Annotated in this window: 20 protein-coding genes; 9 read left to right on the top strand and 11 right to left on the bottom strand. The window is 42.9% G+C overall.

Features of this window, described 5'->3' with window-relative positions; translation table 11 throughout:
• Positions 1 to 30: 30 nt before the first annotated feature.
• The gene (locus ACVBDU_RS13410; RefSeq protein ID WP_447180244.1) at positions 31 to 609 is read left to right on the top strand and encodes a non-canonical purine NTP diphosphatase; all 579 of its coding nucleotides are present in this window, start codon (positions 31 to 33) and stop codon (positions 607 to 609) included.
• 6 nt (positions 610 to 615) lie between these two features.
• Here ACVBDU_RS13410 and ACVBDU_RS13405 read toward each other — a convergent pair whose 3' ends face one another.
• From ACVBDU_RS13405 to ACVBDU_RS13390, 4 genes are all read right to left on the bottom strand, one after another.
• Entirely contained in the window at positions 616 to 1,479 is an 864-nt protein-coding gene (locus ACVBDU_RS13405; protein WP_447180243.1) for a phosphatase PAP2 family protein, read from the bottom strand.
• Between the two features lie 109 nt (positions 1,480 to 1,588).
• Positions 1,589 to 2,245 carry a ClpP family protease gene (locus tag ACVBDU_RS13400; protein ID WP_447180242.1) on the bottom strand — a complete coding sequence of 219 codons (657 nt, stop codon included), beginning with the start codon at positions 2,243 to 2,245 and terminating at the stop codon, positions 1,589 to 1,591.
• Between the two features lie 72 nt (positions 2,246 to 2,317).
• Positions 2,318 to 2,587 carry a hypothetical protein gene (locus tag ACVBDU_RS13395; RefSeq protein ID WP_447180241.1) on the bottom strand — a complete coding sequence of 90 codons (270 nt, stop codon included), beginning with the start codon at positions 2,585 to 2,587 and terminating at the stop codon, positions 2,318 to 2,320.
• Positions 2,568 to 3,170, bottom strand: a complete 603-nt coding sequence (locus ACVBDU_RS13390; protein ID WP_447180240.1) for an RNA polymerase sigma factor — start codon at positions 3,168 to 3,170, stop codon at positions 2,568 to 2,570. The genes ACVBDU_RS13395 and ACVBDU_RS13390 overlap by 20 nt, the downstream gene beginning before the upstream one ends.
• Positions 3,171 to 3,371: 201 nt before the next feature.
• On the opposite strand from ACVBDU_RS13390, the gene ACVBDU_RS13385 reads away from it, so the two are divergent.
• Both ACVBDU_RS13385 and ACVBDU_RS13380 read left to right on the top strand, forming a co-directional pair.
• On the top strand, positions 3,372 to 5,093 hold the full coding sequence (locus ACVBDU_RS13385) for a DEAD/DEAH box helicase (protein WP_447180239.1): 1,722 nt from the start codon (positions 3,372 to 3,374) through the stop codon (positions 5,091 to 5,093).
• 313 nt (positions 5,094 to 5,406) lie between these two features.
• Entirely contained in the window at positions 5,407 to 6,171 is a 765-nt protein-coding gene (locus ACVBDU_RS13380) for a carboxypeptidase-like regulatory domain-containing protein (protein WP_447180238.1), read from the top strand.
• Between the two features lie 27 nt (positions 6,172 to 6,198).
• Here the strand turns inward: ACVBDU_RS13380 and ACVBDU_RS13375 are convergent, their stop codons facing one another.
• A complete protein-coding gene (locus ACVBDU_RS13375; RefSeq protein WP_447180237.1) occupies positions 6,199 to 6,855 on the bottom strand; it encodes a TrmH family RNA methyltransferase in 657 nt (218 codons plus the stop codon).
• Between the two features lie 408 nt (positions 6,856 to 7,263).
• Here ACVBDU_RS13375 and ACVBDU_RS13370 point away from each other — a divergent pair, with 408 nt between their 5' ends.
• The 4 genes from ACVBDU_RS13370 (at position 7,264) to ACVBDU_RS13355 (ending at position 10,713) form a co-directional block, all read left to right on the top strand.
• Complete coding sequence (locus ACVBDU_RS13370; protein WP_447180236.1) at positions 7,264 to 7,953, top strand: SIR2 family NAD-dependent protein deacylase; 690 nt, start codon at positions 7,264 to 7,266, stop codon at positions 7,951 to 7,953.
• 2 nt (positions 7,954 to 7,955) lie between these two features.
• Positions 7,956 to 8,522: a HEAT-like fold family protein gene (locus ACVBDU_RS13365; RefSeq protein ID WP_447180235.1), complete on the top strand. Its 567-nt coding sequence runs from the start codon at positions 7,956 to 7,958 to the stop codon at positions 8,520 to 8,522.
• Positions 8,523 to 8,717: 195 nt separating this feature from the next.
• Positions 8,718 to 9,893, top strand: a complete 1,176-nt coding sequence (locus tag ACVBDU_RS13360; RefSeq protein ID WP_447180234.1) for an acetyl-CoA C-acyltransferase — start codon at positions 8,718 to 8,720, stop codon at positions 9,891 to 9,893.
• 70 nt (positions 9,894 to 9,963) lie between these two features.
• Entirely contained in the window at positions 9,964 to 10,713 is a 750-nt protein-coding gene (locus ACVBDU_RS13355) for a C40 family peptidase (protein ID WP_447180233.1), read from the top strand.
• 94 nt (positions 10,714 to 10,807) lie between these two features.
• Here ACVBDU_RS13355 and ettA read toward each other — a convergent pair whose 3' ends face one another.
• Positions 10,808 to 12,499: an energy-dependent translational throttle protein EttA gene (gene ettA, locus ACVBDU_RS13350; RefSeq protein ID WP_447180232.1), complete on the bottom strand. Its 1,692-nt coding sequence runs from the start codon at positions 12,497 to 12,499 to the stop codon at positions 10,808 to 10,810.
• Positions 12,500 to 12,955: 456 nt separating this feature from the next.
• Positions 12,956 to 13,135, bottom strand: a complete 180-nt coding sequence (locus ACVBDU_RS13345) for a CAL67264 family membrane protein (protein ID WP_072318545.1) — start codon at positions 13,133 to 13,135, stop codon at positions 12,956 to 12,958.
• A gap of 469 nt (positions 13,136 to 13,604) precedes the next feature.
• On the opposite strand from ACVBDU_RS13345, the gene ACVBDU_RS13340 reads away from it, so the two are divergent.
• Both ACVBDU_RS13340 and ACVBDU_RS13335 read left to right on the top strand, forming a co-directional pair.
• A complete protein-coding gene (locus ACVBDU_RS13340) occupies positions 13,605 to 15,233 on the top strand; it encodes an acyl-CoA carboxylase subunit beta (RefSeq protein WP_447180231.1) in 1,629 nt (542 codons plus the stop codon).
• Positions 15,234 to 15,315: 82 nt separating this feature from the next.
• The gene (locus ACVBDU_RS13335; protein ID WP_447180230.1) at positions 15,316 to 16,944 is read left to right on the top strand and encodes a M1 family metallopeptidase; all 1,629 of its coding nucleotides are present in this window, start codon (positions 15,316 to 15,318) and stop codon (positions 16,942 to 16,944) included.
• Between the two features lie 75 nt (positions 16,945 to 17,019).
• On the opposite strand, the gene ACVBDU_RS13330 is transcribed toward ACVBDU_RS13335, so the two are convergent.
• The 4 genes from ACVBDU_RS13330 to ACVBDU_RS13315 form a co-directional block, all read right to left on the bottom strand.
• Positions 17,020 to 17,268, bottom strand: a complete 249-nt coding sequence (locus ACVBDU_RS13330; RefSeq protein WP_447180229.1) for a class I lanthipeptide — start codon at positions 17,266 to 17,268, stop codon at positions 17,020 to 17,022.
• Between the two features lie 144 nt (positions 17,269 to 17,412).
• Positions 17,413 to 18,909: a RagB/SusD family nutrient uptake outer membrane protein gene (locus ACVBDU_RS13325; protein WP_447180228.1), complete on the bottom strand. Its 1,497-nt coding sequence runs from the start codon at positions 18,907 to 18,909 to the stop codon at positions 17,413 to 17,415.
• A 10-nt stretch (positions 18,910 to 18,919) separates the two neighbouring features.
• Positions 18,920 to 22,543: a SusC/RagA family TonB-linked outer membrane protein gene (locus ACVBDU_RS13320; protein WP_447180227.1), complete on the bottom strand. Its 3,624-nt coding sequence runs from the start codon at positions 22,541 to 22,543 to the stop codon at positions 18,920 to 18,922.
• Positions 22,544 to 22,642: 99 nt separating this feature from the next.
• On the bottom strand, positions 22,643 to 23,611 hold the full coding sequence (locus ACVBDU_RS13315) for a FecR family protein (protein ID WP_447180226.1): 969 nt from the start codon (positions 23,609 to 23,611) through the stop codon (positions 22,643 to 22,645).
• Between the last annotated feature and the right edge of the window lie 237 nt (positions 23,612 to 23,848).

Below are 23,848 nucleotides of genomic sequence, written 5' to 3'. Positions count from 1 at the left end.
GACCTGTTGTTTTAAATTTTATTACATCCTATGAAACTGGTTTTTGCCACACACAATAAGAACAAGCTTTACGAAGTACAGGCTTTACTGCCGGAAAGTATTACCGTTCTAAGCCTTGACGATATAAACTGTAACGAAGACATTCCGGAAACTTCCGATACCATAGAAGGGAATGCGGTGCAAAAAGCGGATTATATCCGGGAAAAATACGGTTACGACTGTTTTGCCGACGATACCGGACTGGAAGTACATTCCCTGGACGGAGCCCCCGGAGTATATTCTGCAAGATATGCCGGGGAAGCAAAAGATCCTGAGGCCAATACGGCAAAACTCCTGGAAGAGTTACGGAATAAACCGGACAGAAGCGCCAGGTTTAAAACTGTTATTGCCTTACACCTTGACGGGGAGCAATTACTTTTTGAAGGGATTGTTAACGGTACTATTGCACAGCAGAAATCCGGAGACAAAGGATTTGGATACGACCCTGTATTCACTCCCGACGGTTACGACAAAACCTTTGCGCAACTACCCCTGGACATAAAAAACAATATAGGTCACCGCGGAAAAGCTGTAAAACAGCTTATCGAATATCTGAAAGATAAAGGGTAAACACCCCTAAAACACGCCTACTATGCCAATTCTTCCCGGACCTACATTAAAGTTCCAGGAGATTTTACTTCGTTTACCCGGATAAGAAGACGCGTATTTGGAATCGAGATAATGGTCTATGGCTTCCACGGTGGCGACACTAATAGCCAGGCTAAGCACCACATCCGATAACCAATGCGCCCCTTCCCACAAACGGGATACCGGGGGAATAAGGCCCACGGTATAAATACCGGCTTTAGCCCAGGGATTATTAACAAGCTTTGCCAGGGCATAAGCATTGGTAAACGATAGTATGGCATGCCCGGAAGGGAATGAATGATAATCGGCATCTTCCGGAAAGGGATCGAAAGTATCTTTGGACTTTCCGGTCCGTGGCCTTGCCCGTCCCACTACCAATTTGCTCACCTGCTGTAACAGGCCGGCGGTGCTGGCAGAGGAAATAAGAAGGACACCGGTTCGCCGCCATTTCTCATTTTTTGTCACCAGCCCCGTCAGGTAAACCGCACCGGTAAGCATGTAATTGTTCTGCGGACTACCGTAGTACCAACCGTAATCGCGTATAATTTGCGGCACATCGTCCCTTTGCCTTGCAAAAAATCTATTCGTTTCGTCATCAGCCAGAAAAATCAGCCCTGTACCTACCATAACCCCTCCGAAAGTCAGCCAGTCATCTCCGTCCCAATGAAAAGGCCTGCTATAGGCATGTGCCATTCCCCCGAAAATATTGGCGCCGTCATATTTGAACATTTGCCACCTGGTCAGTTCTTCCTCTGGATTTTCTTCTTCCTCCTGCCCGTAAGCGGTAAAAGAAACTGCCAGAAAGATTACTACAAAAAGTATCCGCAAAGCTGAAATAACGGGTCTAGCCATAAATTTTTCTTTTATCGTTATCGCAAAAGTATAAAGTTCGCCGCAAGATACGATAAAAGCAAAAAGCCGGATGGCCCGCATTGAAAATTTTGCAAAAGTACCGGGTACATCAATTTTTCCCTGTCTCGAAGAAAGACACTTTAAACCCGGAATTTTCCAGTCGGATCACATCGCTCGTGTCTCCCAGTATTTCATCTACCAGTCCGTAATCCCTGGCTTCGGGGGCACTCATAAACTTGTCCCTTAAAAAGAGTTCTTCCACTTCTTCTCGAGATCTCCCCATATTATTACCGAAAATATGAAACAATTGTACCTGGAGGCGTTCCTGTTCGTGCGTGGCAATGCGCACATCTTCCGTATACCCTTTGGCGCCCCCGCTTGCCGGATGCATATGCACGGTAGCATGAGACAAGGCATAACGCCTGCCTTTGGCCCCGGAAGTAAGGAGGGCGGTAGCCATACTTCCCGTAAACCCCACGGCTACCGTCGATACCGGGGCCGACATCATTTTCATGGTATCGTAAATTGCCATTCCCGCATAGACACTGCCACCGGGGCTTTGAATATAAAGATCTATCTGCTTTTTAGGGTCCTGGCTATTGAGATAAAGCAATTGCGCCACGATAACATTAGCCACCTGATCGTCTATGGCCGATCCTAAAAAAACAATGCGTTCTTTAAGTAACAGGCTGTAAATATCGTACGCCCGCTCTCCCCTGTCGCGGTTATCGATAACCATAGGGATTACTCCGGATGAAAGTTCCATATCAAAATACTATTAAAAGGTTTATGGGTTCTGATGAATTGATAAGCAGCGTGTTCCTGCTTTTTTCCTTACCTAGTTTCCAAAGAGTTTTCGTACCCTCTCCCGGAAGCCCTTGTATCTTCTTTCGGAAAAAAGTTTATGATCTGCGGAAGCTATCTCCGTCCTTAACTTTTTCCTTCCGTATGCCCGGACGTAATCGTAAGCCCGTTGTTGCGCAGCGAGTTTATCTTCCAGCTCTTTATCCAGGTGAAGCTTCACATGCATCACCAGGGCTTCCGCTTCATCTTCTCTTCCAAATATGTGATCTTCGAGTTGTTTGATCTCACGCAGTGAAGTCCTCATAGTTCAGGGATTTTTCTTTGACTGTATCTCTTACTTTTTCCAGGCATTTATATTTCTGTACCGTTGCGGAGCGTACACTTGTAAAACCAAAACGCTCTGCCATTTCCTTCATATTGTAATTATCGTAGTAGAAAGCCCTGAGCATGTCCATACATTTTCTTCCCGCCTGGTCCAGGTATTCCATAATATTTACCGATACGGATATTTCCGGCAAGGGCATTTCGTAATTGTTTTCCGCAAAACCATTTCGCTCTTCTTCTCCGGAAAATCTCTTACCTTCCGCATACATCCTGTACCACAGTTTTTTGGCAACACCCATAAGATACGCCTTTTCGTTCCGAACGTACCGGGAATCCGAGGCAATGACCTGCTCATAATAGACCACCAGGCATTCCTGAAAAATATCTCTGGCACAATCCAGCGTCCCTCCCCTCTTTCGCACATAAGCGGCTACATCCGGAAAGAACGACTTATATAAATCCAGGAAAAATGCTTCCCTGTCCTGATATGTTTTTAACCTGTATTGCATGGTTGCGAATAAGAATGTTTTATAAGTATGTGTACTTTTTGGATGTATTATCACCTGAAAAAAGAATATTTTTTCAGGCAAAGGGATATTTTACATCGTTTTAGTAGCATATTTACGGTACAAAAAAGACTTTCATCTCTCTAACTAGGTCTGATACAATTAATTCCATCTCTTTCCGCGGGTATAAAAAATTAGTAAAAAATAGCGAATAACCGCGAATAAACAGTACCTTTGCCCCTTATTTTAATTTTATTTATGAACAAATTTAAACAATTAGGACTGAACGACCTGCTTTTAAAGGCCATTGAAGATATGGGTTTTGAGACACCCTCCGAGGTACAGGAAAAGGCTATTCCGGTTCTACTCGCCAACGACACCGATATGGTAGCCCTGGCACAGACGGGAACGGGAAAAACGGCAGCGTTCGGATTTCCGCTTATCCAAAAGATAGATGCAAATGACAGGACCACACAGGGACTCATCCTTTCTCCCACCAGGGAATTGTGTTTGCAGATCACCAATGAACTGAAAAATTACTCCAAATATGTTAAAGGCCTGAATGTTGTGGCCATTTATGGAGGAGCCAGTATTACCGCACAGGCTAGTGATATAAAAAAAGGGGCGCAGATCATCGTAGCTACACCGGGTAGAATGCAGGATATGATCAACCGCAGAATGGTAAATATATCCAGTATAGATTACTGTATACTGGATGAAGCGGATGAAATGCTCAACATGGGATTTTATGAAGACATCACTTCCATACTCTCCCACACCCCGGAAGAAAAGAATACCTGGCTGTTTTCGGCGACGATGCCCAAAGAAGTAGCTACCATAGCCAAGAAATTCATGTCTCAGCCCGAAGAGATCACTGTTGGGGCCAAGAACTCCGGAACAGATACCGTACAACACGAATACTACCTGGTAAATGGGCGCGACCGTTACCAGGCCCTGAAACGCTTATCCGATGCTAATCCGGATATTTTCTCCGTAGTTTTTTGCCGTACCAAGAGAGATACGCAAAACGTAGCGGAAAAACTGATCGAGGACGGCTATAATGCCGCGGCATTGCACGGAGACCTGAGCCAGAACCAGAGAGACATGGTAATGAAGGCTTTCCGCAGCAGGCAAATACAGATGCTGGTTGCCACAGATGTGGCTGCAAGAGGGATAGATGTTGATGATATTACCCATGTTATTAATTACCAGCTTCCGGACGAAGTGGAAACCTACACCCACCGCAGTGGTCGTACAGGACGGGCGGGAAAATCAGGAATCTCCATGGTTATCCTTGCCAAAAGTGAAATACGAAAGATCCGGGCGATCGAAAAGATCATTAAAAAACAGTTCGAAATAAAGACGATTCCCAGCAGCATGGAAATCTGCGAAATACAACTGTATCACCTGGCCAGCAAAATAAAGAATACCGAGATCAATGAAGAAGTAAATCATTATCTCCCTGCCATTAATGATGTTCTTCGCGATTTAGACAGGGAAGAACTCATTAAAAAAATGGTGTCTGTGGAATTCGGCAGGTTTTTCAACTACTATAAAAACGCCAAAGACCTCAATGTCAATGCAGGTCCGGATAACCGCAATCAACACTCTTCCGACGATATACCGGATCGCGGCGATGTACGTTATTTTATAAACGTAGGGGAACGTGACGATTACGACTGGAAATCTCTGAAAGATTTTCTCCGGGAAACCGTTGGCCTGGACAGGGACGATGTGTTTAAAGTAGATGTAAAAGAAAGTTTCTCCTTTTTTAATACGGACGCCGTACATACGGAAAGTATTCTGAATATTTTCAACGACTTTAAAATGGACGGGCGTTTTATCAATATCGAAATTTCCAAAAACCCAGGTGGAAGCCGAAAAAGCAAAGGCTGGAAAAAAGGAGGTAACACCAGGTTCAACGCCGGTGATAAAGATAAAGGATTCAGCAAAAAAGGCAAAAAAGGAAGGAGAAGATAAGCTTTTTCCGATATGATTTCACAGAACTTTCCGAAAGAATCTACTGCCTGTTCCTCCGGAGCGGTACTTTCGGAAAGTTCTTTTATAATCCGGATACTTGCTCAGCTTGTACAATACAGGTTAAGGGAAAATTTTCTATAAGGACAAAGCTGTTAATTGTATATTAAAAAATTGTCCGAACACGCATTTTTTTAATTTTGGTTTAGTATTTTTAGCCTCCCGGCAAACCCCGACGGAAAGGACCGAATGCGGACAGAGATTTTATCAATGTAAGTACTGCCCGCTCCGCACCCCGGGAAAAATAAATTGACTAGTGAGAAAGATAATTCCTTTTATAATTACCCTGTTCTTTACGGTTCTGTGCTTTTCTCAGGAGGCAGACAAAGTTAAAGGTGTTGTGTTTAATATCAGTACGGACAGAGTAATGGATAATGTACACGTAGTAAACCTTAACCAGGTGGTAGGTACTGTTTCCAATCCGCAGGGAGAGTTCCGGATCACTGCCAGTGTAAACGATACCCTGTACTTTTCATTCCTCGGGTTTAAATCCATAAAAATAAGGGTCACCAACGATATGCTCAAGTTTGACGGCACACGGATTGGTATGACAGAGCTTGCTTATGCCCTTGAAGAAGTAGTAATACGGCCATACAAACTTACCGGTTACCTGGACATTGACGCCAAAAACATTCCGATAAACAATGCCGGTCGCTACAGCATATCCGGATTGCCCAAGGGATACGAGGCCGGAAGTGCCAATCCCGGAGCAATATCCAAAGTGCTTGGCGCTATTTTTAACCCGGTGGATTTCCTGCATAATGTTTTCGGCAAAAAACCCACGGAAATGCGTAAGCTTCGTAAGATGAAGGAAGACGATGAAATACGAAATCTTCTGGCATCCAAATTTGACCGGGAAACCCTGAGCGAATTACTTCAGTTAGATCGCGTGGATATAGATGAAATTTTGCGTAACTGTAACTATTCCAAAGACTTTATCCGCACCGCAAACGATCTTCAGATCCTGGATGCCATTCACGACTGTTACGAAGAATACAAAGTACTAAACCGGGTAGAATAGACGAAAAGATTACAGGGATAGCCGAATTTACGCACCTTCATAATATCTTTTAAGTACGTCTTCTATACTTTTGATGGATTTTTGAGACCAATGAATCCTTTTTTCGAATATTTCTTTTTCTGATAATTGCCAGGATATTCCGGATTTTTTAAGTTTCCCGGTCAATGTATGGAGAATTACTGCAGCGGAAACCGAAATATTAAGACTCTCCGTAAATCCTGCCATGGGTATTTTAAGATACCCGTCTGCCTGTGTTAATATCTCCTCGGAAAGCCCCTCTTTTTCCGTACCGAAAAATAATGCCGATTTTTCGGAAACATCAAAATCCTCCACATAACAGGAGTCGTCATGCGGTGTGGTGGCAATGATACGGTAGCCTTTTTTTCGCAGTTGCCCCATACATTCCCGGGCAGATGCATAACGATGTACATCCACCCATTTCTGGGCTCCCATAGCTATATTCTTGTCCAGCCGCTTACCGAATCGCTCTTCTATGATATGCATGTCCTGTATCCCGAAAACATCGCAACTACGTATAACGGCACTGGTGTTGTGCATTTGGAAAACGTCCTGTATGGCAACGGTGAAATGCCGGGTACGGCGGGACAATATATCCAGGAACTTTTCTTTTCTTTCTTCGGTCAGAAAGCCTTCCAGGTATTCTAACAGTGCTTTATCTGCCATTGGTATACACTTTTTGCAACTTGAACCCGTTTACGGAAAGCAGTGCAATTCATTTTTTAAATACATTCATTTTTAAACGCGCACAATTTACATTATTTTAGACTAAAATTTAAATCGTGCCTATCAACACACAGGGCAAACACACCACGCGCAGAGCGTCTGACCATGTGAAAATGTGGGAATGTGAAAATTCGATAATGTGAATGAGGTAAAGGAGCCAGGGAAATGAGAGGATAGAGATTGTAAAGGTGACCGGGAGACGAGATGCCCCGCAGCCCTGCTCTCACTAACCTGTAACTTGTACTTACAATTACAATTTTAGAATGTATTTAACCTGTATGGGCACACTAAAAGGAACCCTTTTTAACCAAACAATAATACTCAGGGCAGTGCCTTAAAAATATTCGAGTGAAAAAAATAGTTGTTTTAACCGGTGCAGGAATAAGTGCCGAAAGCGGAATAAATACTTTCCGGGATGCCAACGGGCTCTGGGAAGGACACGATATCATGGAAGTAGCCTCTCCGGAAGGTTTCCGGAAAGATCCTGTCCTGGTCCTCGATTTTTACAACAAGCGAAGACAGCAGCTTTTTGAGGTAAGCCCCAATGCCGCCCATACCGCCCTTGCCGGATTACAGGAAAAATACGAAGTAGTTATAGTAACCCAAAACGTAGACGACCTTCATGAACGGGCCGGAAGTAAAAACGTCATACACCTGCACGGCGAACTGCTCAAAGCCCGAAGCACTTTTGACGAAGCACTCGTCTACGACTGGAAAAAGGACATTCGCATCGGAGATTTTTGTGAACACAACCATCAATTACGTCCGCACATCGTATGGTTTGGTGAGGCAGTGCCAATGATAGACAATGCCATAGCAGCAGTTTCTCAGGCAGATATCCTTATGATCGTAGGCACCTCCATGCAGGTTTATCCTGCAGCCGGACTGGTCCATTACACCTCGGGAAATATTCCCCTGTATTTCATTGATCCCAAACCGGGTATCGCCGCCGATAGTATCCCGAATCTGACCATAATCCCGGAAAAAGCCACTACCGGGGTACCCAAAGCTATTTCCCGATTCCAAAACTCCCTGTAAAATTGCAAAGCGATATATACGATAAATTGCATTATGTAAATGCCCTTCGACAACGAAGAAAACAACTGTCGGATGAGATCCTGGCCACTCCTTCCCTTTTCCCGGACCTGGTACATGCCTGCTTTTCCGAAGACAAACCGACATCGGCAAAAGCCTGTTGGGTACTCGAATTTGTTTGTAAAGAAAGATTGCACTGGATGGCACCGTATATCGATACCTTTACTACCAACCTACATACACTAAAGTCTGACGGGGCCATACGGTCTTCGGGAAAAGTATGCGAACTCCTCTGTGAAAAGTATTTTGCCAAACACCCGAACCAGATAAAAGAATCCCTCAGCGAAAAACATCTTCGTAAAATCTCCGAAACATGTTTTGACTGGCTTATCGGGGACCAGAAAGTTGCCGTAAAAGCATATGCCATGCGTTGTCTTTTTCTTCTGGGTAGCAAATTCAAATGGATATATCCCGAACTGCGATTGATCCTCATGCAGGGATACGGTGAGCATTCTGCGGCATACCGCTCCAGGGCAAAACACATTCTGGACAAACTTCCGGAAGAGACGTAATTGTGAGTAATAACTCCGATGCCCGGCCGTTCAATATCTCAATTTTACTTAAATTCGCAACATAAACCCTTTTGAATGATGCAGTACGGGTAACCGGGCATGTGTAGTTCGTAATAAAAGCATGTATCCGGGAAAAGAGAATGCAGCAGCCCCGACCCCGGAAAAAATAAAGAAAACACACTAAAACAGAATAAAATGACAAGAAAAGTAGTTATAGTATCGGCCGTAAGGACCCCGATAGGAAGTTTTCTGGGCAGCCTGTCCGGTATTCCGGCTCCGAAACTCGGCGCCATTGCCATACGCGGCGCTCTGGAAAGAATAGGCCTGGCCCCTTCCAAAGTGGATGAAGTACTGATGGGAAATGTCGTACAGGCAGGAGAAGGACAAGCCCCTGCCCGACAGGCAGCAATATATGCCGGAATACCTGACACCGTACCCTGTACCACGGTCAATAAGGTTTGTGCCAGCGGTATGAAAGCGGTAATGCAGGCCGCACAGGCTATTGCTCTCGGTGATGCGGAAATCATAGTAGCCGGGGGAATGGAAAACATGAGCTCTATACCCCATTACGTCCACATGAGAAAAGGAACGAAATTCGGCCCCGCCTCTCTGGAAGACGGGATGCAGAAAGACGGTCTTGTAGACGCTTATGACAACAATGCCATGGGCGTATGCGGAGATGCCTGCGCCCGGGAATACGGTTTTTCCAGGGAAGACCAGGACGAGTTTGCCATTCAGTCCTACAAACGGTCTGCCAATGCCTGGAAAGAAGGAAAATTTAAAGACGAAGTAGTTCCCGTTGAGGTCCCGCAACGAAAAGGAGATCCAGTGCTGGTCGAAGAAGATGAAGAATACGAAAACGTAATCCTGGAAAAGATACCATCCCTTCGTCCTGCATTTACCAAAGATGGTACGGTTACGGCAGCCAATGCTTCCACCATTAATGACGGCGCAGCGGCACTGGTGCTGATGAGTGAAGAAAAAGCTTCGGAACTGGGCCTTACACCCCTGGCTACGATAAAAGGATATGCCGATGCGGCCCAGGAACCGAAATGGTTTACCACAGCACCGGCCAAGGCCTTGCCAAAAGCCCTGGAAAAAGCGGGAGTAGCCATGGAAAACGTGGATTTCTTTGAGTTTAACGAGGCCTTCTCTGTAGTGGGACTGGCTAACATGAAAATATTAGGCCTGACAGATGATAAAGTAAACGTAAACGGAGGAGCGGTTTCTCTCGGGCACCCTCTCGGCTGTTCCGGTGCGCGTATCCTGGTAACGCTCATCCATGTTTTAAAACAAAACAACGCAAAAACCGGTGCTGCCGCCATATGTAACGGAGGCGGAGGTGCATCGGCAATCGTTATAGAAAGATAGTAAATTAGTTCTTAGTCTTTTTAGTCCCGATATATACCGGGACTAAAAAACTCCAAAACTAAAAAAATAAATGCAATACGGAATTTGTAACCTCAGTATCGTTCCTTTACGATCGAATCCCTCCGATACGGCCGAACTTACCTCGCAGGCCCTGTACGGCGAACATTTTAAAGTACTTGAACAACAAAAATACTGGAGCAGAATCCGTCTTGCATTCGACAGGCACGAAGGCTGGATAGACAATAAACAATACCTGTTCATTGAAGAGGACACCTATAAAAACATGGATAAAGATGTTACAGGCCTTTCCTCGGACATGGTAGAATTTATTACCGATCACAACGGGCAGCTTATGCCCGTACCAATGGGATCGCACGTCAGTTCGTCTTCCTTTCTTTCCCATCATTTTGACGGCAGGATACAATCCGGTATACAGAAGAAAGAGGACCTGGTGGAAACCGCATTTTTATTCCTGAACGCACCACATCAATGTGGAGGAAAAACACCCTTTGGTATCGATTCTGCCGGATTGGCACAAATGGTATATAAACTAAACGGGTATCCCCTGCTGAGACAAGCTGCTCAACAAGCCACTCAGGGAGAGGCCCTGAGTTTTATCGAAGAATCCGAACCGGGTGACCTGGCCTTTTTTGATGATGACGAAGGGAATATCGTACACGTAGGTATAATTATGAAAGACAACTACGTTATCCACTCCTACGGAAAAGTACGTATTGACCGCATTGACCACAGCGGAATTTTCAATGTGGATACCCGAAGGCATACACACAAACTAAGGGTTATAAAGAAAATAATATAAACAAAAACCCGGGTTCCGTATGATTTACAGCCCCGAAACAATTTCAGGGAAATTTCATATTATCGGAACCCGGGTTTTATTTTTCCCCGATTAACTATCGGATCAGTTTTTTATACTTGATACGCGTTGGCATTACATCGGCACCAAGGCGTTTACGCTTATTTTCTTCATAATCCGAGAAGCCCCCTTCAAAGAAGTAGACCTCCGAATTTCCTTCAAAAGCGAGGATATGGGTACATATACGGTCCAGGAACCAACGATCGTGAGAGATCACTACCGCACAACCCGCAAAGTTCTCCAACCCTTCTTCCAGGGCCCGGAGTGTATTTACATCCAGGTCATTGGTAGGTTCGTCCAGCAGCAATACGTTGCCTTCTTCTTTCAGGGTCATGGCAAGGTGAAGCCTGTTGCGTTCTCCCCCGGACAAGGTTGAAACTTTTTTGTTTTGTTCACTCCCGGAAAAGTTAAATCGGCTGAGGTATGCGCGGGAATTCACCTGTTTTCCTCCCATCATCACCAGTTCCTGTCCGTCCGAAAAATTCTCCCAGATGGATTTTTCCGGATCGATGTTCGAATGACTCTGGTCTACATAAGCGATCTTAGCGGTTTCTCCCACTACAAATTCCCCTTTATCCGGCTTTTCCTCACCCATGATCATCTTAAAAATAGTGGTCTTACCTGCCCCGTTGGGCCCGATAATACCAACTATTCCCGCCTGCGGAAGTTTAAAATTCAGGTTTTCGTACAGAAGTTTATCTCCAAAAGCCTTGGCTACGCCGTTTCCCTCTATAACATTGGTTCCCAGTCTGGGTCCGTTGGGGATATAGATCTCCAGTTTTTCGTCCAGTTGTTTCTGGTCCTCGTTAAGGAGTTTATCGTAATTGTTAAGACGTGCTTTTTGTTTGGCTTGTCTTCCTTTAGGCGCCATACGTACCCATTCCAGTTCCCGTTCCAGGGTCTTTTGTCTTTTGGATGCCTGTTTTTGTTCCTGGGCAAGTCGTTTGGACTTCTGATCGAGCCATGAAGAATAGTTTCCTTTCCACGGAATTCCTTCTCCCCTGTCCAGTTCCAGTATCCATCCGGCTACATTGTCCAGGAAATACCGGTCGTGGGTCACGGCAATTACGGTTCCGTTATATTGCTGCAAGTGTTGCTCCAGCCACAATACGGATTCCGCGTCCAGGTGGTTGGTAGGTTCATCCAGTAGCAGTATGTCGGGTTGCTGTAAAAGCAACCGGCAAAGCGCTACACGCCGGCGCTCCCCTCCGGACAATACTTTAATCGGGGTATCCGGTTCCGGGGTACGGAGGGCATCCATCGCAATTTCCAGTTTGGTATCCAGTTCCCAGGCATTGGTAGCATCTATCTTATCCTGAAGTTCGGCCTGCCTGTCCATGAGTTTCTGCATCTTATCGGCATCTTCATAGACCTCGGGCAATCCGAACATATCGTTGATCTTATTATATTCGTCCAGAACGGCGACTACCTCGGCCGCTCCTTCCTTTACGATCTCGATTACCGTTTTTTCCTCATCCAGTTGAGGCTCCTGTTCCAGGTATCCTACGGAATATCCGGGAGAAAAAACCACATCTCCCTGGTAATTCTTTTCCACTCCGGCAATGATCTTCAGCAACGTGGATTTACCGGAACCGTTAAGCCCCAGTATCCCGATCTTGGCCCCGTAAAAAAAACTCAGGTAGATATCTTTCAGTACAGTCTTGTTTGTACTCTGGTACGTTTTGGAAACGCCCGACATCGAAAAAATAACTTTCTTATCGTCTGACATTGAATAAGGTTTATTTTATTGTTTGTAATTTATGATTTGTAGTTGATAGGTTGAGCTTACGATTTAAATTTTTGACCTTTGACACCTGAATTACGCAAATAATACATAAAGGCATCTGTTTTTTCGTTTTTCGTACTCACACATTTCGGAAAGCTTGGAAAATTGCTATTTGTTCACGATTTTTTTATTCATTGTCCGGTATCCCTGTAACTTCAGTTCACTTGCGGAACTTCCGGCAATACTTAAAAAAATTGAAATTCCTTATTTCCATCCCGGTCAAAGCCTTCCGCAATATTAGGCATAATAGAACCGGAATCCATTTGATTTGGATAATGAACATCCGGATTTCAAGGACGTCGTTTAAAAGAGCTGCGCTACACCACGGTAAACTTCTCTTGTTTTTTGCCGGATTCCAAAATCAGGCTATACGCCTGCTTACAGGCTACAACATAGGCTTTAAATCCTTCCTTTCAGTGCATTAAATATCCATGACATCGCAAAAAAACCGATACCTACTACAGAAAATCCTATAGCATAGTCCCGGTATTTCAAAACGCCCAGTAACACTAAAGCGGTTCCGATCAAAAACATAATTAAGGAGGCCCAGCCGAATATAGCATTCTTATTCATTCCCATTGATGTATCCATTAAATGTGTTTTAGGTACAAAATTCCGTATTCATACCGAATTGACGGGCAAATATCGTACAATTTATGAAATATTTAAGTATTACAAACAGATGTATCCGGGCAAACGCATCTAAAAATTCAAACAACTTCTTAGCATGGCCGGTTGTTTTTTTAGTTTTGGTGTTGAGGAGTTTGGAGTTGAGGAGGTATATGGATTAGAAATCCATAGTTTTTTATATGCAGAAAGTTTATTTTACCCCGGATGCACGGATAATCTTTAGAAACTCATCCTGATTATCCGTGAATCCGCGATTAAAGTTTACAAATCTCCGAATCCCGGTACTAAAAAACGGCCGGCTGTCTACAGCAGTAAGAAATTGTTTGAATTTTAAGGTGCATTGACACCTGTTCCGGCAGTACTTCTCTTCGGACTTCGGTCTTCTTTTCGTATTTTAGCAGCATTCTAAGCGAAAAATATGGATATCAACTTCAACAAAAACGAAGATCACAATAAAATGCTCCTCTCGGATCTGAGGGACAGACTGGCCACCGTAAAAAAAGGCGGTGGGGAAAAAAGGGTGGAAAAGCTGCACGGAGAAGGAAAAATGACGGCCCGGGAACGTATCGATTATTTACTGGATAAAGGTTCTGACAACATTGAAATAGGCGCTTTTGCAGGAGAAGGAATGTATGAAGAACACGGCGGCTGTCCGTCCGGAGGAGTTGTCGTGAAAATAGGTTACGTAAAAGGAAAGCAATGTATTGTCGTAGCCAATGATGCCACGGTAAAAGCAGGAGCATGGTTTCCCATTACCGGAAAAAAGAATCTTCGGGCCCAGGAAATTGCCATCGAAAACAGGCTCCCTATTATTTATCTCGTAGACAGTGCCGGGGTTTACCTGCCCATGCAGGACGAAATATTTCCGGATAAAGAGCATTTCGGCCGTATTTTCCGGAATAATGCCGTAATGAGCAGTATGGGAATTACCCAGATAGCCGCGGTTATGGGAAGTTGTGTCGCTGGCGGTGCTTACCTGCCCATTATGAGCGATGAAGCCCTTATTGTGGACAAGACCGGGAGTATCTTTCTTGCCGGAAGCTATCTCGTTAAAGCCGCCATAGGAGAATCTATCGATAACGAAACACTGGGAGGGGCAACAACGCATTGTGAAATCAGCGGGGTTACCGATTACAAGGCCAAAGACGATAAGGATGCTTTGGATACTATAAAAAATATCGTGGATAAGATCGGTGATTTCGATAAGGCCGGGTACAACCGTGTAAAGCCGGCTAAACCTGTCGAAAACCCGGAAGACATATATGGCATCCTTCCGAAGTCCCGGGGAGATCAATACAATATGATGGAGATCATAAAGCGCCTGGTAGATAGCTCGGAATTTGAAGAATACAAGGCCGGTTACGGAAAAACACTCATTACCGGTTACGCCCGTATAAACGGGTGGGCCGTGGGCATCGTGGCCAACCAGCGTAAAGTAGTGAAGACCAAAAAAGGAGAAATGCAGTTCGGAGGGGTCATTTACTCAGACAGCGCAGACAAGGCCACCCGGTTCATTGCCAACTGTAACCAAAAGAAAATACCGCTTGTTTTTCTACAGGACGTTACCGGTTTTATGGTTGGCAGTAAAAGCGAACATGGCGGAATTATTAAGGATGGAGCTAAAATGGTAAATGCGGTAAGCAATAGTGTTGTTCCCAAATTTACAGTTGTCATAGGTAACTCCTACGGGGCAGGAAACTATGCGATGTGCGGAAAAGCATATGACCCGAGACTCATCTTCGCCTGGCCGAGTGCGGAACTTGCGGTAATGGGAGGTGCACAGGCGGCTAAAGTACTGTTGCAAATAGAAACCGCTTCCCTTAAGAAAAGAGGAGAAAACATAACCAAAGAAAAAGAAGACGAACTGTTCCACAAGATCAAATCGAGATATGATGCGCAGACTTCTCCATATTACGCGGCAGCAAGGTTGTGGACAGATGCTGTTATCGATCCTGCAGATACCAGGAAATGGATCAGTATGGGAATAGAAGCGGCCAATCATGCCCCCATTGAAAAACCATATAATCCGGGAATAATACAGGTATAGAATTTCCTTTACCGGAAAATTTCTATCCGTAATAACCGACAGGAAACGGAATTTGATATTTTTGCGCTAAAATCAGGAATCCATGAAAAAAATAATACTCTTAAGCCTGGCCCTTGTATGTGTTCAAAGTATGCAGGCCCAATTGATGCAGGACAAAGAAAATTACACACGGGGAGACACGCTGCGAGGTTCTCTCCGTACCGAGAGAAACTTTGACGTAAGGGAATATCACCTGAATATAAAAGTAGACCCGGTAAAAAAATATCTCAGCGGATATAACCGTATTGTTTTTGTCCCGCAACAAAAGCTGACTTCTATTCAGATAGACCTCTTTGAGAACATGAAAGTGGATTCTATAGTATATCACGGTAAACAACTCTCCTACCGAAGGGAATACAACGCGGTTTTTATAAAGAACAAAGAGGGGTTTCGAAAAAACAAAAAAGACAGTTTAACTTTTTATTACTCCGGCAATCCCATTGCAGCCGTCAGAGCTCCATGGGATGGTGGTTTTGACTGGAAAACGGACAAAAACGGCAAACCGTGGATCGCTACGGCAGTTCAGGGTACGGGTGCCAGCGCATGGTGGCCCAATAAAGACCATCAAAGTGACGAACCGGAAAACGGTATGACCATAAAAGTTGCCGTACCGAACGGGCTTATGGATGTATCCAACGGACGTTTAACAGGTAAAAAAGACCTCGGGAACGGGTATACGCGATGGGACTGGAAAGTTACCAATCCGATAAATAACTATGATGTGGCTCTCAATATCGGAGATTATGTTCATTTCGGCGAGACATACAAAGGTCTCGATATGGATTTCTACGTGCTGAGCTATAACCTCGATAAGGCAAAAGAGCACTTCCAGGAGGTAAAACCGATGATGGATTGTTTCCAGGAGAAATTCGGGGAATATCCCTTTAAAGAGGACAGCTATAAACTGGTAGAAACCCCGCACCTCGGAATGGAACACCAAAGTGCCGTGGCTTATGGCAACAAATATATGAAAGGCTACCTGGGGCGTGACCTCTCCGGTACGGGTATAGGTACGAAATGGGATTTTATCATCATTCACGAAACAGGACATGAGTGGTTTGGTAACAGCATCACCTCCTCCGATATTGCCGATATGTGGATACACGAAGGTTTTACCACCTACAGTGAGGCTGTATATGTAGAATGCCGGTGGGGATATAAAGACGCACAGGCTTACATTAACGGGTTGAGGAAAAACGTGCGGAATGACAAGCCTATTATAGGGGATTACGGCGTGAATAAAGAGGGTTCCGGAGATATGTATCCCAAAGGTGCCTTAATGATCAATACCATCCGCCATATGATAGATGATGACGAAAAATGGTGGAAACTGATAAAGGAATTCAGTGAAACCTTTAAACATATGATCGTGGATACCGAAATGGTACTCAACTTTTTCGAACAGGAAACCAAACTGAATCTCGAACCGGTATTCGATCAGTACCTGAGATATAAAGACATCCCCGTACTGGAACTGAAAAGAGAGGGCAACAGTACCGCTTACCGCTGGATTGCCGATGCAGAGAACTTCAACATGCCGATAGACGTTAGTGTAAACGGAGAAGAAATACGATTGCACCCCACCAGGGAATGGCAAAAACTGGATACTCCGCCAAAAGGGATTTCCGTAGCTACGGATCGTTTTTTTGTGAATGTGAAGGTGGATAAATAACTTCTTTTCACTTAAAGTACAAACCCCGGCATGTTTTTCACAACATACCGGGGTTTGTTTTTTTACCATTTCTCTTTAACAATTCCAGCAGGAAGGAAGTCTGGTTCCGGTATTGTTTCCGCATCCCAATGTTCCGCAAACCGTCATATATGAACCTTCGCATCCACCGCCCTGCTCTGTTTCTGCCATATCGCAATCACAGATCGTGTGGTTTTGAGTTGTATCTCCACCACCTCCCAGAATACGGGATGTTTCTTTACCGGACAGCCGGCTGATGGTTTGTTTGTTTAAGCTTAATCTTGCTTTTAGTTGTTTTTTCTTCATGGTGTAATTATTTTTAAGAGATGTCTATAAATAGAACTCGTCGTTAAACCTCTTCCCATCCTGATTATTATCAGAAAACCGCAAAACGAGTTCATATACAAAAGACCGTCCAAAAAAGACGGCCTCTTGAAAAATTCCAGTTAATTAAATAGGGTTTTGCTCTAACAACGGATTAGCATTAATAGCATCCAATGGAATTAGCCACTGCCAACGATTATCACCAGCCGGAACCGTATATATATTATTAATAACACTTCCTACATGATTTGCCCCTGTTCTATCCAAAGGTAAATTCAACCTTTTAAGATCATAAAATCTGAATCCTTCTCCCCAAAGCTCTATTCTCCTTTGCAAATAAATCTCCTCTTTCAAATCTTGTCCGCTATTCGTGGACAGAACATATTCCGAATCCCTGTTTGAAGCAAGTTCATAAAGTATATTCCGGGAAGCATTCTCATCAATATAGCTAAGGGCCTCTGCTTCGATAAGGTACATTTCTGCGGCACGCATATAAGGTACATCCATACGGCTGTCTCCGGTTCCTGCTGCTAAAAATTTTTGGTTAGTATAAGGAAATTTAGCAAAATTGGAGGCAATACTGTAACCCGGAGGTAAACTATCATGTTCTCCTGTAGGATCAAATAATTTCGAACGGATATCTGTAGACGAAATTTCATCATACAATAAACTATTTATTGCTTTTGGGTTTGTACGAATATTGGTAGAACTAAAATTCCTGGAAACATAAGCTCCGAAATTTCCAAAAGTGTCCGATTGATCTTCCTGTACATAACTTCCCCACATCCATTCACCGTTAGTATAAGTATTGAATTGGCCATAATACTCATCATTAGACATCAGGCTATAACCTTCCCGCGCCAAAGCAGCATATTCAGCCGCTATACTATAATTTTGCTGAACAAGTGCTACTCTGGCCTTCAAACCCAATACTACAGATTTATCAAAATGAGATTTGTTTCCCCTTTCATAGCCATCCAAAAGAACTATGGCTTCATCCAAGTCCTTATTTACCTGGGTATATACCTGTTCCACACTAGCACGAGGTAAAGGTTCATTTTCAGGAATTAAACGAATAGGGACTCCCGGCTGGGTATTTTCCCCCGAGGCATCGTATCGTTTACCATACAACTGAACCAACTGGAAGTGTGCCCATGCTCTATAGGTTAGCGCTTGCCCCTTCACCATATTTTTTTCTTCGTCCGGTCCTTCTGCTGTTTCTGTACCAATTATTACTTCATTTGCATTTCTAATAATCCTATAATAAATTTTGTAAGGATATCTGTTATCTGCACTACTTGCATTAGTATGCATGTTCCACGCTGCCGCAGATACAAACCAACCATTCCCTCTGGAGGTCATCACAAAATCGTCTCCTAATACGTCATTTTGAATCATCATCGCTCCTACTCCAATACGCCCTTGCGATTCATCATAGCGTATATAAAGTGATCTATGGATTCCGTTAATTATTGCAAACAGGTTTTTTGTGGTAGAAACGGCATCATCATTCGATATACTTTCTGTAGGAGATTCTTCCAAAAAATCACTGTTACATGACCATAAAATGATACCCATTATCACAATAGTCAAAATAGCCTTTATTTTTCTTATACTTTTCATTCCTATCTTTTTAAAAGGTTATATTAAGTCCCATAGATATAACTCTTGCCGGCGTAAATCTGTTGGAAGTGGTCCCGTTAAAATTTTCTCCTGCATCCAATCCTTTTCTTGCTGTTACCCTAAACAGATTTTCACCGCTGGCATATATCCTGGCCGATGAAATACCAAATGCTTCCGTCAAAGTGCTATTCAAATTATAACCAATATTTACTTGTCGAAGGGATAAGTTATCTGACTTTACCAACCACTTATCCGATGGCGCGCCAAAAGGCGTAGTTTGCGATGCATCCAATCTTGGTACATCCGTTACATCTCCCGGATTCTGCCACCTTTTTAAAATATCCGTACTCCAGGCGGTACCATATTCTCCTGAATGCATTAAGCTTAAATAGTTCGTATCGTAAATTTTTCCTCCTATTTGGTATGTAAATGTAAAACCAAGTGAGAATCCTTTATAATTAATGTTACTTCCAAAACCACCGAAAACATCCGGGGTTGCAGTACCGGCAAATCCGTATTCTGCATTGTTATGGTTTGTAGTAACCATAGTTCCGTCTATTTCCCTTAAATCTCCACTTCCGGCTTCAATTGCTTCCGGACTTGCATAATATAATGCAGCTCCATCTGCCGGGTCTACGCCATACCATTTTCGCATCCAATAATTATAAAAATCTCCGCCTACGACCAGTTTTTTGGACCCATTAATAATTTCATCCTGTGACAACTCGGTAATTTTATTTTTCAGCGTAGAAGCATTTATATTAAAATCCCATGAAAAATTTTCATTTTGAATTATTTCGAAATTCAAACCTATTTCGAAACCACTGTTGGTCCAACTGCCTATATTATCCGGAAAATCATCAAGACCTGCGGATAAGGGTAAAGGCACTCTGAAAAGTAAATCTTTTGACTTCCTGTTATAATATTCGACCGTTCCGGATATCCTGTTATTCAGAAAACCGAATTCCAATGCTACGTCGGATTGCACATTGGTCTCCCATTTCAGATTTTCATTCCCAAGAGTTTCCATAAGAATCCCGCCTTCACCGGCATTATTGTAATTCAGTGCAAACAGAGGATAACTCGCATAATATCCATGAGCGTTATCATCTCCTAAAACCAAATTATCGTTACCAACTTCCCCGTATGAACCTCTTAACTTCAAAAGGTCTATCCAATCCACATCCCTAAGAAAATTCTCCTGGTCAATACGCCATGCAGCACCAACAGAGAAAAAATCTCCCCATCTTTCACTTTTATGAAAGCGGGATGAACCATCCCTGCGATAAGATCCTGTTATAAAATATTTATTATCAAAATCATAGTTTAATCTGGCAAAGTACCCTTCCGTAGTGAGCTTTCGAAGATATGATGTTAAATCTTGCGTAGTTATAAAATTAACAAGCTCTATGTTACCATCTACTACCTGAGATTGTCTCGCTCCATAAAAATTATCATACTCTGTCTCATAACTTTCATGCCCTAATAGAACAGATACATTATGCTTATCTATTTGCTTGGTATAATTTAATAATTGGTTAAAGTTTGTTGTTGTTCTATTTGTGGACCATCTAAATGATCTCCCCTCGGGAGATCCATCTCCTACCACAGGATTCCAAAATTGTTTTCTATCGTAATACCTTTTATCTATAGCTCCATTTACGGTAAAGGTAAAATCATTAAGAAAATAAAATTCGGCATAAGCTCTTGTAGACACCGTAAATACTTTATCCTGATCTATATTGAGAAGCGTTTCCTGGATTACATTTCGTCCACTACCTCCGCCTCCCACACGATTGTCTCCAAGATCATAGGCTTTTTGCCCATTCCTGTCCAGTATATATTCTCCTGTAACAGGGTCATGTTGATGTACAGAATAAATGGGACCTATATATCTTGTAGTCCGGAAAGGATTCACATAAGAACTACTCCCCGCATCTGCTGCCTGATTTGATTCCGTATCTGTTGCCGATAAATTCAAACCGGTTTTAACCCAGCTTGCAAGTTCTGTGTTCACATTCACCCTCGCCGTAATTCTACGGAAATCTGAGTTTAAAATATACCCATCCTCCTTCAGGTATCCTATAGAAGCATAATAATCTGATTTTTCTGTTCCTCCTCCATAAGATAAATCAATATTACTACGGGAGCCGGATCTTATCAAAGGCTTTTGCCAATTCAGATCTTCGGGATATAATAAGCTGGCATTGGGGTTCAATTGTCCGTTTGGCAAAACTATCTGATCGTTAGAGACATTAAAAGGATTTTGCCCCAACTCGTCAAATATCTCGGCCGAAGCTCTTTCATTGGCTTCCTGGACAGGTGTAGTTCCTGATATAGACAAACTGTTTCGTAAGGCTTCCCACATTAAAGGATAGTATTGTGAAGCGTTTAATCTATCGTATTCCGGAATAGATCTCGATGTAATACCCTGGCTTATATTTAAGGTAACACTACCTTTTCCTTTTTTACCACTTTTTGTTTTAATCATAACCACTCCATTGGCAGCTCTACTACCATACAAGGAAGTAGACGCAGCATCTTTTAAAACAGTCATGCTTGCTATATCCGACGAGTTTATACTGGATAAATCTCCGTTAAACTGGACACCATCTACAATATAGATAGGAGAATTAGGATCGCTAAAAGATCCTCTTCGACTATTCCCGGCAGAACTCACATAAGATCCTGCCCCTCTTATTCTAATGTTAGGCGGAGCACCAGGTTGACCGTTTGCAGCGGAAACATTTACTCCCGCAGCAGCACCTTCCAATGCAGCCAATGGATTAGTTATTGTTCTTTTTTCAAGATTATCAGCATTGATTTGAGTTGCGGAACCTGTAAAACTTTCTTTTTTAGCTGTACCATAGGCCACTACAATTACCTCTTCCAAAGCCTGTGCATCTTCCTGCATCTGTACATTTACCTCCCCGGAAGAACCGACAGCTACTTCCTGGGTCTTTTGCCCCACATAAGAAAATATCAATACCTGTCCTTCACTAGCGGAGATTGTATAATTTCCGTCAAAATCCGTTTGAGTACCAATAGTGGTTCCCTTTACCACTATGTTTACACCAGGAAGAGGTACACCGTCCTCATCAGTAACATTTCCGGTTATCAGATCTTGTAATGCCCGATTTAAATTAGCGGCATTTTCATTACTTGCTTGGGACTCCATTTGGTTCTCACCAGAACCCTTTTCCTCAACATCTTCCAAAAGCTCTTCTATCATCTCCACCACATAGGTATCTCCCTTGGGAAAAAGTACAATCTGGTCCTTTACCAACTTATAATCGATATTAACATGGTGAAGTAACTGCTTTAAAGCTTCCTCCAATTCCATATCGCTTACATTGATACTTACCTTTTTGGAAACATCTACCAAACGGGCGTTATAAAAGAAGTGATAATCCGTCTTCTGCTCAATAACAGCAAGAGCTTCCGACAGGTTTTGTTGTTCCATTCGCAATGAAATATTCTGCGCGCGGAGGTTTGCCGCAAATAATTCCCCGATAGTCAGACATACCAATACAACATAGATCTTCATAATCCTGATCATTTGTTTTACCGGTACCTTTCCCGTTCCGGGATGGGAATGCCTGTAAAACGATTTAAAACGATAATTTTTTTTCATACTTTTAAACGTTTTTTTGATTAAAACAAGACTGGTTTTAGTTTAATTAAACACTCAACAGGAAGAAGGTGTTGCCGCACCTTCTTCTTTATTTTTATCTCAATACAAGATTATTTTTTCATTTTCCTTTTTATACTGGATGGGAGACGAAATCTTAAGTACCTTCAGTACTTCATCTATCGTCAGGTTATCAAAAGTTCCGGTATACAAATAGTCATAAAGTACTTCGGACCGAATATCAAATTTCACATCGTACCTGCGTTCCAGATCTTCCAATACATCCTCCATGAGGGTTTCCTTAAAAATGAGTTTCCCCTCTTTCCAGGAAACCACTTCTTCGGCAGAAACACGTTTTACTTCAATACGCTTGCCTTTCCTGCCCAGTGAAGCGGTCTGAAGCGGTTTCAGTTTCACCGGGGCTCCGTAAGCACTTTCTATTTCCACTGCTCCGTCTATCAAAGTAGTTCTGGTATTGTGATCTTCGGAATAGGAACGAACATTAAAAGACGTCCCCAACACTTTTACATTCATATCTCCGGCACGTACGATAAATGGCCTGGAAACATCTTTTTTTACTTCAAAATAGGCTTCTCCGGTAAGGAAAACCTCTCTTAAACTATCCCGGAAAGTTCCGGAATACCGTAAGCTGCTGTCTACATTCAGAACTACCCTGGTTCCATCGGGAAGCATTATTTCCCTTCTGATTCCTTTCGGTGTTACTTCTTCAACCATTTCCGTCCCTGCTTCAATAACCACCTTATTTTCCGTAATTTCCGGAGAGTTCAGATAATCATGAAGGAACCATCCGATAGCCAGAATTCCCGCTATGGACACCCATTGTAATACTGTTTCTTTTATTTTTTGCCTTCTTTTCTTCTCTCTTATTTTGTCATACGTTCCATCTACATCCAGCAAGGGGGTATTAAAAACAGAGGCGGTATTCTTCGCCTTAAGTATATTAAAACGCTCCTGGTTTTCATCCGAAGTATTTATCCATTTCACTACCAACTGTTTCTCTTTCTTTCCCAGCTGGTTATTTATATATTTCAGTAAAGTTTCATCTTCCATACCATAATAAAATGTTAAGCCTGTATTAATAAGACGTTAAAAAATATAAACACCCTTAGTTTTTGTGTGAAATTTTACAATAAAAAAGTTTTATCCTTATATTTTGATTTCATCCTGAATAAAGAGATCCCTTTTTTAACAAAATATAAAAATACCTTTCAAAAAGAGTATTCTATGCAGTTGAAGATAATTTGTGATTCGCAATTAGTACAGATGCATTAAATTTTGATAACAAGT

This window comes from Sinomicrobium endophyticum (assembly GCF_052983315.1).
The sequence above is the reverse complement of the archived record's forward strand: the minus strand, read 5'-3'. Positions and strand labels throughout refer to the sequence as shown.

Bases quoted from the DNA above. Each gene is read 5' to 3' on its own strand.
- ACVBDU_RS13410 (WP_447180244.1), top strand. From the start codon at position 31: ATGAAACTGGTTTTTGCCACACACAATAAGAACAAGCTTTACGAAGTA.
- ACVBDU_RS13325 (WP_447180228.1), bottom strand. From the start codon at position 18,909: ATGAAAAGTATAAGAAAAATAAAGGCTATTTTGACTATTGTGATAATG.
- ettA (WP_447180232.1), bottom strand. From the start codon at position 12,499: ATGTCAGACGATAAGAAAGTTATTTTTTCGATGTCGGGCGTTTCCAAA.
- ACVBDU_RS13330 (WP_447180229.1), bottom strand. From the start codon at position 17,268: ATGAAGAAAAAACAACTAAAAGCAAGATTAAGCTTAAACAAACAAACC.
- ACVBDU_RS13395 (WP_447180241.1), bottom strand. From the start codon at position 2,587: ATGAGGACTTCACTGCGTGAGATCAAACAACTCGAAGATCACATATTT.
- ACVBDU_RS13360 (WP_447180234.1), top strand. From the start codon at position 8,718: ATGACAAGAAAAGTAGTTATAGTATCGGCCGTAAGGACCCCGATAGGA.
- ACVBDU_RS13340 (WP_447180231.1), top strand. From the start codon at position 13,605: ATGGATATCAACTTCAACAAAAACGAAGATCACAATAAAATGCTCCTC.
- ACVBDU_RS13355 (WP_447180233.1), top strand. From the start codon at position 9,964: ATGCAATACGGAATTTGTAACCTCAGTATCGTTCCTTTACGATCGAAT.
- ACVBDU_RS13405 (WP_447180243.1), bottom strand. From the start codon at position 1,479: ATGGCTAGACCCGTTATTTCAGCTTTGCGGATACTTTTTGTAGTAATC.
- ACVBDU_RS13315 (WP_447180226.1), bottom strand. From the start codon at position 23,611: ATGGAAGATGAAACTTTACTGAAATATATAAATAACCAGCTGGGAAAG.
- ACVBDU_RS13400 (WP_447180242.1), bottom strand. From the start codon at position 2,245: ATGGAACTTTCATCCGGAGTAATCCCTATGGTTATCGATAACCGCGAC.
- ACVBDU_RS13320 (WP_447180227.1), bottom strand. From the start codon at position 22,543: ATGAAAAAAAATTATCGTTTTAAATCGTTTTACAGGCATTCCCATCCC.
- ACVBDU_RS13375 (WP_447180237.1), bottom strand. From the start codon at position 6,855: ATGGCAGATAAAGCACTGTTAGAATACCTGGAAGGCTTTCTGACCGAA.
- ACVBDU_RS13345 (WP_072318545.1), bottom strand. From the start codon at position 13,135: ATGGGAATGAATAAGAATGCTATATTCGGCTGGGCCTCCTTAATTATG.
- ACVBDU_RS13335 (WP_447180230.1), top strand. From the start codon at position 15,316: ATGAAAAAAATAATACTCTTAAGCCTGGCCCTTGTATGTGTTCAAAGT.
- ACVBDU_RS13385 (WP_447180239.1), top strand. From the start codon at position 3,372: ATGAACAAATTTAAACAATTAGGACTGAACGACCTGCTTTTAAAGGCC.